Origin of the sequence: Paenibacillus sp. 2TAB26, assembly GCF_052115145.1 — a bacterium.
Taxonomy (GTDB): domain Bacteria; phylum Bacillota; class Bacilli; order Paenibacillales; family Paenibacillaceae; genus Pristimantibacillus.
The window spans coordinates 33,487-47,537 of record NZ_JBFRGC010000036.1 but is presented as its reverse complement, the minus strand read 5'-3'; the positions used below and the strand labels follow the sequence as shown (position 1 = coordinate 47,537).

The 14,051-nt window shown below is 43.4% G+C and carries 11 protein-coding genes; 1 reads left to right on the top strand and 10 read right to left on the bottom strand.

The features are described 5' to 3' along the window. Window positions 1–42: 42 nt before the first annotated feature. The 5 genes from AB4Z50_RS30825 to AB4Z50_RS30805 all read right to left on the bottom strand — a co-directional run bounded on the left by AB4Z50_RS30825 (window position 43) and on the right by AB4Z50_RS30805 (window position 6,941). On the bottom strand, window positions 43–1,731 hold the full coding sequence (locus AB4Z50_RS30825; protein WP_441885361.1) for an ABC transporter substrate-binding protein: 1,689 nt from the start codon (window positions 1,729–1,731) through the stop codon (window positions 43–45). Window positions 1,732–1,803: 72 nt separating this feature from the next. Further along, the gene (locus AB4Z50_RS30820) at window positions 1,804–2,664 is read right to left on the bottom strand and encodes a carbohydrate ABC transporter permease (protein WP_076270966.1); all 861 of its coding nucleotides are present in this window, start codon (window positions 2,662–2,664) and stop codon (window positions 1,804–1,806) included. A 67-nt stretch (window positions 2,665–2,731) separates the two neighbouring features. Then, window positions 2,732–3,709 (bottom strand): ABC transporter permease, encoded by a 978-nt coding sequence (locus AB4Z50_RS30815; protein WP_441885359.1) that lies wholly within the window; start codon window positions 3,707–3,709, stop codon window positions 2,732–2,734. Window positions 3,710–3,993: 284 nt separating this feature from the next. Further along, window positions 3,994–5,826: a UbiD family decarboxylase gene (locus tag AB4Z50_RS30810; RefSeq protein WP_441885357.1), complete on the bottom strand. Its 1,833-nt coding sequence runs from the start codon at window positions 5,824–5,826 to the stop codon at window positions 3,994–3,996. Window positions 5,827–6,083: 257 nt separating this feature from the next. Further along, the gene (locus AB4Z50_RS30805) at window positions 6,084–6,941 is read right to left on the bottom strand and encodes a phytanoyl-CoA dioxygenase family protein (protein WP_441885355.1); all 858 of its coding nucleotides are present in this window, start codon (window positions 6,939–6,941) and stop codon (window positions 6,084–6,086) included. 180 nt (window positions 6,942–7,121) lie between these two features. Between AB4Z50_RS30805 and AB4Z50_RS30800 the strand changes: the two genes are divergently transcribed. Beyond that, entirely contained in the window at window positions 7,122–8,015 is an 894-nt protein-coding gene (locus AB4Z50_RS30800; protein WP_441885353.1) for an AraC family transcriptional regulator, read from the top strand. A gap of 102 nt (window positions 8,016–8,117) precedes the next feature. Here AB4Z50_RS30800 and AB4Z50_RS30795 read toward each other — a convergent pair whose 3' ends face one another. From AB4Z50_RS30795 to AB4Z50_RS30775, 5 genes are all read right to left on the bottom strand, one after another. Then, entirely contained in the window at window positions 8,118–9,152 is a 1,035-nt protein-coding gene (locus tag AB4Z50_RS30795) for a DUF1835 domain-containing protein (RefSeq protein ID WP_441885404.1), read from the bottom strand. A 1-nt stretch (window position 9,153) separates the two neighbouring features. Then, entirely contained in the window at window positions 9,154–9,954 is an 801-nt protein-coding gene (locus tag AB4Z50_RS30790; protein ID WP_441885351.1) for a GNAT family N-acetyltransferase, read from the bottom strand. A gap of 209 nt (window positions 9,955–10,163) precedes the next feature. Beyond that, window positions 10,164–12,191 (bottom strand): glycoside hydrolase family 2 TIM barrel-domain containing protein, encoded by a 2,028-nt coding sequence (locus AB4Z50_RS30785; protein ID WP_441885349.1) that lies wholly within the window; start codon window positions 12,189–12,191, stop codon window positions 10,164–10,166. Window positions 12,192–12,222: 31 nt separating this feature from the next. After that, on the bottom strand, window positions 12,223–13,029 hold the full coding sequence (locus AB4Z50_RS30780; protein ID WP_441885347.1) for a glycoside hydrolase family 16 protein: 807 nt from the start codon (window positions 13,027–13,029) through the stop codon (window positions 12,223–12,225). 80 nt (window positions 13,030–13,109) lie between these two features. Further along, a complete protein-coding gene (locus AB4Z50_RS30775; protein WP_441885345.1) occupies window positions 13,110–14,045 on the bottom strand; it encodes a carbohydrate ABC transporter permease in 936 nt (311 codons plus the stop codon). Window positions 14,046–14,051 lie beyond the last annotated feature (6 nt).

Genomic DNA, 14,051 nt, shown 5'->3' with positions numbered 1-14,051 from the left:
AAATGGATCCCTTGGGATGATCTCTTTCACTATTAAACCTTATTATTCTCCAAGAATAGTTCTGTTAGCATGCCATCTTTCAGTACGCCATTCTAGAAGCTCTTTGTATTTATACGAATTAGCTTTCTTCTCAGCTGCATCTAGAATACGATCAACATCTGCATCACTCTTAGCTGTAGTTGATTCTGCTAGAGTCTCAAGAGTAAGATCAACAATTTGTTGTCTGGTATCACCGTATGGAGAATCCGGCTCAATATTAATGTTGGTAAGCGCTGTTGTATCATTAGATGACGGCCAAGTAATATCTCTCTGCCAACGTGCTGCCCAGTTTTGTTTTTCTAATGGCAGTGAATTAACGTATTTCAATTTTGCTGGGTCGATATACGATACGTTTCCTACGATGTGAACAACATCGTTTGCAGCCTGAATTGCTGTTACTTCCTCTTCATTGTAGTTTTCAGTAAAGATTGGTTGTTCATTTTCATCGAAACCTTTCCAGTTGCCGCCCTCAGGTCCGAAGAATGAGATTGTCATACCTTCAGGTCCTGTCATCCAATCAAGTGCTGCGAAGATTTTTTCTGGATCTTTTGCATGTTTAGTAATCGTCACAACGTTCCAACCAAGTGCATCGTAACCACCTGCAAAGATTTTGTTCTTATCAAGTCCAGCTTTGCGAACAGGCCAAATCATGAAATAACCAGCATTTGGATCTGCCTTTCTAAGCTCAGAATCTCCACGTGAAGCAAACGTAGTAACGCCTGATCCTGCATAAACAGCTACTTTACCAGTTACGATTTTTTCCGCAACGACATCTCTTGTTTGTGTCCACCAATCTTGTGCGATTAGCTTCTCACGGTACAATTTTGCAAGGTATTTTTGAGACTCACGGAAAGAAGGATCTGTAAAGAATGAAACGAGCTTATCCTCTTTGATTACGCCTTGTACATCGCTGCTCAATGATTTGTAGAGGTTGTTTTCACCAAATCCTGCGTAAACAACGCCTTGTCCTTGAATTTCAGAACCACGATCCAGTTCCAATGGAATCATATCAGTGTATTTCTCTTTTACTAATTTTAGGTATGCGTACAAATCATCAAATGTTTCAAGTGCTGGCGATCCAAGCTCAGCATACACTTTTTTGTTCACTACATAACCAGCTGTACTAGTTGGTTTATCTGTGTACCAGTTAGGGAATTTGTACAGCTTGCCATCCGCGGAACGAAGAAGTTCCATGGACTTAGGATTAAGATATTTCTTCAAATTCGGATACTTATCAAGATAAGGATCAAGCGCTACGAGCTGATCATTTGCAATAAGTCTTTCAATATCCGGATTGTAACGATCACCATAAATAACATCTGGCATTTGACTAGAGTCAGCCATAAAGGTCTGCATCAGCTGTGCAGAGTTCCCTTTTGCGTGAATCGGTTTGATCGTTACTTGTTTATTTTCTTTCAGGTATTTCCAAAAAGGGTTTGCATCCATGGTGTCAGGAAAATCTTGCCAGCTGTAGTGCGTATAAGCTGAGAATTCAATCGGGCTAGAACCAAATACCCATGCTTGATCTGCTGGAGCGTCTGTAGCCTCACTCCCTTTATTTGTGTTCGTTGCTGAATCTGTTGCTGCTGGTTTTGGATCATTGCCCCCCGAATTGCTGCATCCTGCAAGTACAGTTACCAGTAGAAACACCGCAGAGACTACCATTAACAGCGGCTTTTTCATTTTCTTCATGCTGATTTTACCCCTCTCATGATTAATATATATGTCCAAAGCGACATTCGCCTTAAACCGCTGGTCAACAAGCTATTCTTTTAGAGATCCAACCATAACACCCTTCATAAAAAATCTTTGAAGAAAAGGATATACAGCGATAATGGGAAGAGACACAATCATAATCATTGCACTAATAAGAGATTTGGAGGTAAGGGCTTTCGATGCCATTTTCTCACTAGCAATACTGTCATTTCCGATCGCATCCGTTAGAACATTAGAGTTCAATACTTTCCGCAATATCGTTTGAATAGGCAGCAAATCTTGATTAGAAACATAGATCGATGGCGCAAACCAATCATTCCAATGGGCAATGGCTGTAAACAAACCAAGTGTGGCGATTACTGGCATAGACAGCGGGAGCGCCATTTTGAAAAATATTCCCCAGTTGCTGCAGCCGTCAATTTGAGCCGACTCTTCTAATCCCACTGGCAAGCTTTTGAAGAAGGTTCGGAATACGATCATGTTCCATACACTGATTAGACCGGGAATAATGTAAACAAGGAAACTGTTCATCAAACCGAGTGATTTAATCAATAGAAAAGTTGGAATCAACCCTCCGCCGAAGTACATCGTAAAGATGAAATAAAAGGAATAATAGCCACGACCCATTAAATAGTTTTTGGACATGCCATACGCGAGCAATGCTGTCAAAAATGTTGCTGATATGGTTCCAATGATCGTTCGGCTAAAGGAAATGTAAAATGCATTTAAAATTTTGTCATCTTGAAAAACAATTTCATAATTTGCAAATGTAAACATCCTTGGCCAAAATGTAATGCCGCCTTTGGCTGTATCTGTTCCTTCATTCAACGATACAACGAGTGTATTCCAGAACGGATACAATGCGGAGAAAGCTAACAAAATGAGGAATACATATATGCATACAACCATAGCTCGGTCGTTATAGCTCAAACGCTTGAAAGTCAATTGATTTCGCCCCCAGTTATGAAGTAATGTTCTACCATAAGCCGTTGCCGGACCTACGGGCTAGGTAGTTAGCCGCCGTCAAGAGCAATACGCTGATCACTGCTCTAAATAAACCAACTGCAACACCGTAAGAAAATTTCCCATTCTGCAGGCCGACCCGATATACATAAGTATCAATAACATCCGACACCGGTCTTAGAATTGGATTCTGGGCAAGGATCAAAATATCTTCAAAACCAGCACTTAATAAATTCCCCATTGCTAGAATCATAAAGATGATAATAACCGGCATAATCGTTGGTATCGTAATGAGATAAATTTGCTTAAACTTGCTGGCTCCATCAATATCTGCGGCTTCATACAAATGCGGATCTACACCTGCGATTGCAGCAAGGTAAATAATCGAGCCAAAGCCGATTTCCTTCCATACCGTGGTCGAAACCAGTATGCCCCAGAAGTATTCCTTTAGGGACAGGAAGTTGACCGGTTCATCTATCGCTCCAACACCTTCAAGCAGCATATTGACACTGCCGTTTTCAGTTGAAAGCAACGCCATAACCATGCCGCCTACAATAACCCATGACATGAAATACGGTAGATATGTAATCGTTTGTACGACTCTCTTAAACACCATATGCCTGACTTCATTAAGCATTAGCGCCAATATAATCGGTGCTGGAAAACCTATTAATAGCTTTAAAAGGCTGATCACAAGTGTATTTCTCATGACCGTAGCGATATCAGGTGCAGTAAGGAACGCTTCAAAATGTTTAAAGCCCACCCAAGGGTTATCGAATATTCTCGATCCCGTAAAAAGGTTGTAATCCATAAACGCCGTCAATACACCATACATAGGTATATAGGCAAATACGAATATCAGCAAAATACCCGGCCACACCATCAATTGCACATCCATTTGCTTCATCAGGCGGTTGAAAAAGGTTTTTTTTCTCGGGCTGTTCTCCGGCGGAGTCGCTGTGTACTTTACCTTCGTTGTTGCTTGCGACATGCTCATCCTCCCATAATAAATTGATATAATTTTTGCAAATTAGTACTGAAGCGTCCTGCATCTTCAGCAGCAAATGCCGTTCATTAGGCTCATTTACATTCTAACTCTGTCAAAATGTTGAAACTATATAATAAAAACCCGATTTTTTATACTTTCACAGGCTTTTATGATAAATTCGATCATTTTATTGATTTTTGCAAACAAAATTGGTGAGGATGGTTTCAAAAATGGCCTTAAAATGACAAAAAAAACACGCCTTAAAAGGCGTGTCGTGTGTTGTAAAGCTATATGTTCAAACCACCCAAGCTGGCACCTTTAACAAATAATCGCTCGATGCTCTTCAGTACCGAAGGATCTGGAATTAATGGCGGTGCTTGATGCGGTTTAATACGAGCGTCAATAATCAAATTGTCACAAGCCCAATGCTTGTTCTCATAATGACTATTCACGCCATACATATCGTGTGATGGATTGCTGCGCGTAAAGGTAACCCATAGGAAGTTTTTAATCGTCTCGCTAATGAAATGACTATCATCACCTACTATAATCATAGGGCATGAAGAAAGAGCTCCCTTTTCTTGTATAGCATCACATAACAATTGCATTTCCTGCTTAGCACTGGCATAACTCATAAATGTAGAGCCTTGGATGACTACAACTCCCGGCATGACCATACGCGCATGCTCAAATCCGCTTATTTCTTTGAAAACATCGGGCACTTCTGTACATAAGTCTCTCTTTTTGTCCCCATATGCTGCGATGACTACTTTACTGCCGCTGTTTAATCCCGTACCCGAATAATCGAGTGTATCAATCGTCGTATTTGTATGGAAATGAATGTCACGGCTAAGATCGATACGTTCTAGTATATACGTTAAAAAATCCACTTCATCATGTGAATCCAGCGGCCTTTGATCTTCAGCTGTAATAAAAAGGTATTTGGCCAAACTCAGTTGTCCCGTACCCAAAATCCGATTAGCAATGGTGAGCAGCTCTGCCGGCTGTTTCACTTGCTGATACGGGGTGTACCGTTCGCTGCCTATTGCAAAAAGCAGAGGATGAACACCCGCTGCATCTACAGCATGCACTTCCTTTACACCAGGAATTTCTTGTCTAATCGCATCACCTGTCAGCTCATGAATGAGCTCTCCAAACGCTGTATCCTCTTGCGGCGGACGGCCAACAACGGTAAATGGCCAAATCGCTCCCGGCTTCGCGTACACTTTATGAACTTTCATGACAGGGAAAGGATGAGTAAGACTGTAATACCCCAAATGATCACCAAATGGTCCCTCAGGCTTCGTCTCGCCTTGATGAATTTCTCCTGTTATAACAAAATCAGCATCGTTGCTAATACAGAACCCATCCAAATAACTGTAGCGGAAACGGTGTCCTGACAGCATTCCGGCAACAGTCATCTCTGTCAGCCCTTCCGGCAGCGGCATAACAGCTGCAAGCGTATGTGCTGGAGGGCCGCCTACAAAACAGCTTACTTTTAAAGGGATACCCTTTTTATTCGTTTTATCTTGATGCACGCCGATGCCGCGATGAATCTGATAATGCACGCCAATTTCTTTGTTCATTTCATAATCATTGCCGCTCAGCTGTACACGATACATACCCAAATTTGAATTCATAATTCCTGGCTTGTCTGGATCTTCCGTGTAGACTTGAGGCAGGGTTACAAATGCACCGCCATCCATTGGCCAGCTTTGAATAAGCGGCAAATCCGAAATTTGTATTTCCTGCGCAGTTACTGGCAGACTGCCCGACTTCTTAACCGGAAGAGCTTTCCAAGCGGCCAAACCGGTTCTGACATGCTTAAACGGATTTTTTAATGCCTTCATGGGATCATTGCGCAGCTCCATCACACTTTGCACCGATTCCCAAGTGTTGCGGAATATGAATTTGCTGCGCTCTACCGTTCCGAACAAATTAGAAACTGCCCGAAATTTAGAGCCTTTTACATTTTCGAATAGCAGCGCTGGACCGCCAGCCTCATAAACTTTCATATGGATAGCAGCCATCTCAAGATACGGGTCAACTTCTTCTTTTATACGAACCAAATGTCCGTTTTTCTCTAAATCAATGACACATTCTTCTAAATTGCGATACATTTGAAATTCTCCAATCTCAGCCTGATAGGGTGATCAAAACTCACGCTCTTTTTATTAAAATTAATTCATATTGTTGCCTATTGTCAAACGCGATCAAAAATCAAATGTTATATGCAGCCAAGTATTAGCAAAAAACAAAAATACGCCATAAATGGCGTACTTTTATCATCTTATTAACGAAGTTTATAGTATTGATTATATACTTACTCTACTACAAAAGTATAGGCAGGCAGCCGTTAAAAAGCGCCTCCCTTGCCTTACAATTCGTTTTTTGTAGTATACAATACAGGCCAAGCTTCGCCCTCGTATATTTCTCCCTCTCTGCCGTTCATCATCTGTGCATTAAAATGATTATTGCCCTTAGCATCATATTTATATTTGGTTTCACCCGTCATGAGATGAACCGCCATTGAGCGGCGTGCTTGATCACTCGTATTAGGCCCGCTTCCATGGATGGTCAATGCATGATGAAAGCTTACTTGCCCGGCTTTCATTATAACAGGTACCGTTGAAAACTTTTCATTTTCCGGGATGTCCATTGCTTGCTGCTGCTTCTCCAAATTTTGCTCAAAGAAATCATTTACATTCAACAAGCCCCACTGGTGGCTGCGCGGCACCATCTGCATACAGCCATTCGATAGATCCACATCCGTAAATGCAACCCAAGCCGTAATGAGCGTCGGACCCGCGCAGCATTGCCAGTAAGCGTAATCTTGATGCCAGCCTACATTTGCTGTTTCCTTGCCTGTACCTCTTCCTGGTTTATACAGCAGCTGATCATGAAACAACCTTATCGTTTCCGTCTCCATCAAGGCAGCGGCAATTCCTCCGATTGTAGCGTTTACTGCTACGTTACGAAGTGTCAGATCTGACCAATGCGAATTATCTGTTTTCCTCAGAGCCCGCGGATTATCCTGTCCTTCCAGCCAATTGCATACCGGTGCTTTTCCAGTCTCGTATTCGCCGCGATATAGACGATCCTGATGCGCGACGATTTCCGCTAGCTCATCCTCAGAGAAAATAATAGGCGAAATCCAGTAACCATTTTCAGCAAAAAATGTGACATCTTCTTGTGCAGGGAGACAATCTTTACGCAGTTGACCATTCATAGACATATTAAGCACCTCATGAATTCATATTTTAAACATATGATCATTATAAACCGGTTAAATTACGTTGTATTTTTTAATCCCATGCATAGATTTAAAGTTTTTGATCATTATTGCTTGTTGAGATTTTGTGCTGAAMAGGTATAATCGAAGGTAATTGTTTTGAAGAGAAGAAGGGATACGCGAATGAGTGAAAATAATTCATTGAAGAACGAGGTGCCCAAACAGCATCTTGTTATTGAAAACGATGGTGAGTTTCGAATCGAATTGCCCTTCGATTCTGATGCGAGCCATATTTATTATCTCGGTGTGAATCATTATGAAAACTGGAGCACATCGATTCATTATCATGATCATTTCGAATTGTGCTACGTGGATGAAGGGTACAGTCAATACAAAATCGATAAAACGGTTTATGAAATTGAGAAAGGCCAGCTCCTGCTTACTAAGCCTGAAGAAATCCATTTTGGATTAGCAGGAAAACATAAGCCTTTCAAGCTCTATTACATCGGGTTTAGGCTGGAGAGGCTCCACCATTTGTATCCTGAATTTTATCGCATTGGGCTTCAACGAATCGCTCATGATCAAGATAGCCGAGTAAAAGCACTTTTCGAGCATATAATGACCGAAATTAAAAATAAAGCTTATTTAAGCTTGCCCATGGTGGAGGGGTTATTTCAACAGCTGCTTGTGACGACGCTCCGTCATTTTCTTGATCCAGCATTAGCAGCAGAGGCCCCTCCAAGGCCGCTTAACGACGCGATTACTGAAGTAATGAATCAGCTGCATCGTGAGGTTCGCTATAACTATGATCCCGAGCAGCTAGCAAAGTCTATCCATATTAGCCGCTCGCATCTCGCAAGGGAATTCAAAAATGCCGTTGGCATTCCCCTCGGAGAATATGTTCGTCACTTATGCTTGGATAAAGCGAAGTCCGAGCTACGTAGCACGTCGAAAGCGATCTCGCAAATCGCAGAAGAGCTGCAATTCTCATCCATTCATACGTTTAGCATATTTTTCAAACGATTTACAGGGCAAACGCCAACTCTCTATCGCCAATCTACAAAATCTAATCTATAAATAAATACATGACTTTTGCTCTGATACACAGCCCAAAGAAGCCTTCCCGTCGACATGACGGGAAAGCTCCATCTGGATAAATAAAAGGGAAAGCATGCGAGCTTATTTCAGCCTTACACTATAAAACCTCATTGCACGAGGCACTCCCTTGATTTCTAATTTGCCTGCGTAAATAAGCTCGCGCAGTCTATATTCGAAATAGCTGTCTCCAATACATTGCTCATAATAGCCCAATGCTTGGCCAACTACTCTGGCCGCCTTTATAAATTCATCTTTTGGTTTATGCTGCAGCAGCGACTCTACCGTTTCGAACAAATAATCATCCAAGTAATCTTCATCTACATGTTGAATTTTACTTTGATTCCAAATACGCAGCACCTCATCATGCTCTGCAAGCGCTAGCCATTCCTTCACCAGTTGCTGCCTTATGTCGCCAGTTGTCTGCCCATTTTCCTCTGCTTCACCTATAACAGCCTTTAACTTATCTACCGGAACCTCTCCTAATTGCAAATAGTTAATGAATGTTTCGGGTGTATTATACCTTCTGCTGCATGCCTCTTCTGCATTAAACACGTAAATACCATTTAAATGGTGTCTGAGCAAATAAAGCGCATAACGCAAACCAGTCTGTTCATGAGCATTGTTACCACACCATATGACAATTGAAGCTTGCTCTGGAATTTGTGCTAATAAGCTTTGGTGAGAGAAGGCTTCCTCTTCCATATCAAAATATGATTCGTCATAACCAACATTAATATGATTTCTAAACCACTCCTTCCTCTTAAGCCATCCCTCTTCCGTATGCAGCTGCCATATTGGGCCTATAGAGAAGCTTTCATTAAGAGTAATGACCTTATTGGAATCCGCTAACCCAAGCTGTTTAATAGCCAGTTTCAAACTGCCTGCAACAGAGTCTCCAAACACAATATGAATTTTCGTGACAGCCGAATCCAGCTCTTTCTTATTATTGTTTTGGGAATTCAGCAATGAATCGTAAAGTTCTTTCAAATTATTAAAAAGATCTTCTCGAGCCTCTAAATTCTGCTCCGCTATCTCAATTTGAAGCATAACTAACTTTAGAGCCTGTCTCACATCATCTGTAGAAAGCTCCTCGACCGCCTTGTGTATTTCCAACATTTTATTCAAAAGCTATCTCCTTCCTTTCCTCTTTACTTGGCGATACACATGGATAAGAATAAGCCAGAAGATCAAAGCCCCTTTTCTTCAGAATAGGTAGACTCATCGGACTAGCATCTACCGTCAGCAAGCGGAATCCATTTTCCCAAGCTGCCTGTGCTCGTACAGCAAGTAAAGAAGTATACAACCCTTTATTTCTGTATTCAGATAAGGTTGAACCACCCCATAAGCTTCCAAAGGAAGTTCCATCATGCAAATACATCCAAGCCGCACTGACTGCTTTTCCATCTTCATAAGCTGCATAGATGAACAGGCTATCTGGATCATTTTTCAGATTTCGTATTAATTCCTCTCCAAGCTCGCGATGTGATTCTCCCCATATTTCTTCTTCCAGTGAGACGATGTCATTGATTCCTGCTTCGTCTGTGATTCGTATGATAGAGGAAGGAATTTCACAGGATAACATAAAATCTCCTTCTGTTAGCTGCATAACCAGCAAACCCTCGGGATCTCCAATCGTAAATCCATGCTCAAGAAGTTTATCCTTTAAATTAGCGGGCTGGTCGTAGTCATATAGCTTCCACTCAAACCGCTGATCCAATTGCTCAAAGTAAGATAGCTGCTCATTAATCGCATGTTGAACCGTTTCATTTGTTAATGCTGAGTAGGTTACATATCCTTCCCCGCCTGTAAGGGAAACCTGCCTAATCATTCCACCTTCTTCTTCACGACGAAAGCCCGCAATAGTCTGATCGATCCGTTGTTCCTTATTAAATAATGCTATTAGTTGTTCTTTATTCATCGAATGCCTCCGTCGTCCATTTGTTCTTATAGTCTTACTTAGGTACGTGACTGCCGGCAAAAAAGATTCACATCTGTCTTGCTCAGTATGCCATACTAACAGACCAATGAGCAAAACAAAACGAGCCTATAGAATGATTACTATGGCTCGTTTTATGAGGTTTTGGATGAAAGGATAACGCCCTATATTAGAAAAATTGCTTCTTATATCTATTGCGATTCACGCTTTGGTTGATGAATAAACCCACCCTCGAATGCAGTGTACCTAGCATAATCCTGACTCAGCGCTTCTCCAACCGGCTTCATCGTCATTCTATCCATATGATAGATCCCGAACGTATCAATCCAATTGTTATGGTTCACGTACCAGTCATACATAATCCAGAAATCGATGCCAACGAGAAAACCATCACTTCTCAGCTGAGCCTCTCCATCTTCAGATATGACCGCTCGTTCCATCAGCGCCTGCAGCGTTTCCTTATAGGTTTTCAGCTGCTCTGCCGCCATCGTATCCTGATCAGAGGACCAGTGCCCAAACTCGGTATTCCATATCGGCTTGTCCGGCCAAAGCTCATGCGCTTTTTGCAGAAAATCTTTTGTGCCTTCATAATACGTACTGCCATGGAATATGCCAAAATACATCGTCCAGCCCGCCACATCCAGCGGCTCCATGGAAGGATCATGCGCACCTGGCTGGTCTGCTGCCGCACTTTGGGTCGTGAGACGTCCATCCGCATAATTTTGTTTCAGGTCCTTCACTAAACGTTTGTTGTAAACCGTTCGCAGCTCTACCTCAACGGATTCATTTTGCGTGCTCCACATCAGAACGGAAGGAGAGTTGTATTGGGAGAAAATCATCTCCCTCCACATTTGATCGGATAGCCGTTTTTGCTCTTGTGCCTCAAAATGCTCACGAGTGAATTGCCAAAGCGGAATTTCACTGACGGTTGCAAGTCCGAGCCGATCCGTCAATAACGACGTGTATACATGGTTTGGGTAATGTGCCGTTCTAACAAAATTGACATGCATGGACTGCCTCATTTGAACCAAATCATCTCGAATTTGCTTCCAAGTCGCAGACCGCCCTGTATCCGGCCATTCTTCATGGCGAGCAACACCGGCAAGAAATGCTGGACGTCCGTTCAACAACAGCTTTGTACCTTCCGTCGTAACTGTACGTACGCCAAACTGCGACGCATAACGATCCAACTGGGCAGTACGGTCCCCATATACAACTGCAAATTCCGCTACATACAGCTCTGGCTGCCAAAATGCCCATAAGCGAGGCTGTTGAATATGGACAATCGCTTCCATCACCCTCGTCTCAAAAGGAGCCAGTGCTTCCGTCCAATTTAAATCGCCCGTCCATCTTGTTTGCTTGCCTTTAATATCCGCTGCGAGAGGTGAATTTAAGAATGCATCGGCTTCATGATCCGCATCAAAAATTTGCCCGCTAACGCTCACCTCTACAGCATCAGCTCCACGGTTTTCCAGAACGACACTAAACTTCACACGCCCCTCAATATCAAGCGGTACGATGTTTACTCTTGGTATATGGCATTTGGTAGTTCCGCTAATGTATAGGTCATGAATCACACCGGTGTAGTTAAAAAAATCCGTTCCTGGTGTCGCTGGTATGATATCCGCTCGGCTTCCCCAAGGCGGATTATCGATTCGAAGCGCAATTGTGTTCGCTTCACCAATCTTCACAAAAGGCGTCAAATCAAGTGCAAAAGGGGTAAAGCCTCCTTCATGATAGCCAACCCACTGCCCATTGACCCAAACGTCAGCTACATAGCTGACCGCGAGCGCATGTAGTGTAACTGCTTTATTTGCCCATGCTGCATCGAGACAGAACGTCCGACGATACCATACGCCGTCTTGATACGTTTCGCTGGAATTGGCTTCCTCTTTCCCGCGAATTTCATTTTCCGGAAAGGGCAGCTGACGCTGCGCCCAAGCAGAATCATCAAAGTCGACTTCGGTACGGCCGCCAGCTTCAAGGAGGGCGTGCTCGAACCACCGATCATTGCGCTCAGACAATGAGAAATCATGATCCGCAGCAAATCTTTCCTTCTTCCACAAACCCTTCAAGTCAAGCTTCAAACGCTGCTGCGCATCAAATGACGGTACAGGAATGCCATTTTGAAACGGGACTGCCACTCCGCTTACCTCGCGCAGTTCCATCGTCGTTTGAATCATGTTCATCTTTTCTTGCTGTACCAAACGAAGATCCATCGGTTTCTCCTCCATTTCACATCTATCATTCCTATTTCGCTGTATCGTTTGCCGTCTCATAATTTCCGTCTGCCGGCTGATACACCCGAACGTACTCCAGCTCGAATGTTTGCGGGAAAACCGTCGTCTCATCTGGATAACCCGGCCAATTGCCGCCAACGGCCAAATTCAGCTGCAAGAAAAACGCACGATCGAAAGGTGCAGGGAATGGCTCATTATCCGTAGCCTCATCCTTGCGCGTAAACCATGTCGTCGTTTGATAAAACTCCTTATCGTCGACGTACCACTTCATCCCGCTTGGCGTCCATTCCAGAGCAAAGTCATGAAACGATTCTGCGAACGTTCCATCTTCCAGACTTACCTTCCCGCCTCGATAAATGTGAGGATTGCCCATATGCAAAGTACCATGCACCTGCTCAGGCTCGTGTCCAAGATACTCCATAATGTCAATCTCGCCGCTGCTTGGCCAGCCGCCGTATTTCTCCATGTCCGTCGGCATCATCCATATGGCAGGCCACATTCCTTTGCCAAGCGGCATCTTAGCCCGGAACTCAAACCGGCCGTACGTCCAGTCCGCATGGCCCTCCGTAATTAATTTCGCAGACGTATACGGCTTGCCTCCATGCTCCTGCTTCAACGCTTTGATGACTAGCTTGCCATCTTCAATATAAGAGTTGGCCGCATCCTCTGTATAAAACTGATCTTCATTATTCCCAAAGCCTGATCCTCCGGTTACATGCTTCCACTTGGTCCGATCGATTTCTTTGCCATCAAACTCATCGTTCCATACGAGCTTCCACCCATTTTTCTGCTGCGGAGCTTCTTTTTTATTACCCATACTGCACCCCATTATTAATAAGATAATTGCTATAAAAACACTCGAAATCTTGAAAAGTCTCTTCACCCAAGCTCCTCCTCTTACTCACCGGTAATACCAGCCCGATCAACGCCTTCTACAAACCAGCGCTGAAGCACAAAGTAGAGAATGAGCAGCGGTGCAATCGTCAGCAGCGTTCCAGCCAGCTTAATCGCTTCATTCAACTGACTGCCAGGAGTGCCCGGCGGGTACACCTTATTGTAGCTGTCTGTAAATTTTTGCAGCTCCAGCGGCAATATGGTCAGCTCGTTTCCGAAATAAAGACCCGCTAAATACGTTTCATTCCAGTACCATACAAACGAGAATAGAAAGACGATAATGATTGCAGGAAGCGCCATAGGAACGGCAACGCGGTAAAAGATTTTCAAGCTGCCCGCTCCATCAATTTCCGCAGCCTCCTCCAGCACATCCGGTATGCTTCTAAAAAACTGATAAAAAATGAGAATAAACAATGCGCTTTTTAGTCCTTGCCCGAGAATGGCCGGATATATAAACGTCTCCAGCGAGCCGAGCAGCCCATATTGCTTAAATAAAAGGTATGTTGGCATCATCGTAATTTGCGGCGGGATAACAAAGGTTACGAGCATAAGCACGAACAATATCTTTTTAAAAGGAAACTCGAATCGAGCAAAGCCATAACCGATAACGCCCGCCGATATCGTTTGCAGCAAGGCTGGAAGGCCTGCCACCCCAATCGTTTGCAAAAGCGTTTTTTCATACTCGAGCACGTTCAGCGCCTTCGAATAGTTCTCGACATACAGCGTTGACGGAATCCACTTGATCATGGAGTTGACCAAATCATCCAAGCTCATGAAGCTGTTCACCAGCATAAATAACATCGGATACAAATAGACAAAGCCGATCGCGATCAGAAGGAGATATACTACAGCCTTGAACACAAATCCGTCGTTTTCTCCCATTCCGAACAACAGCTTACGGACTTTGCTCGCAGCGACTAACGTCTGTCTTTTCCACATGCAGCT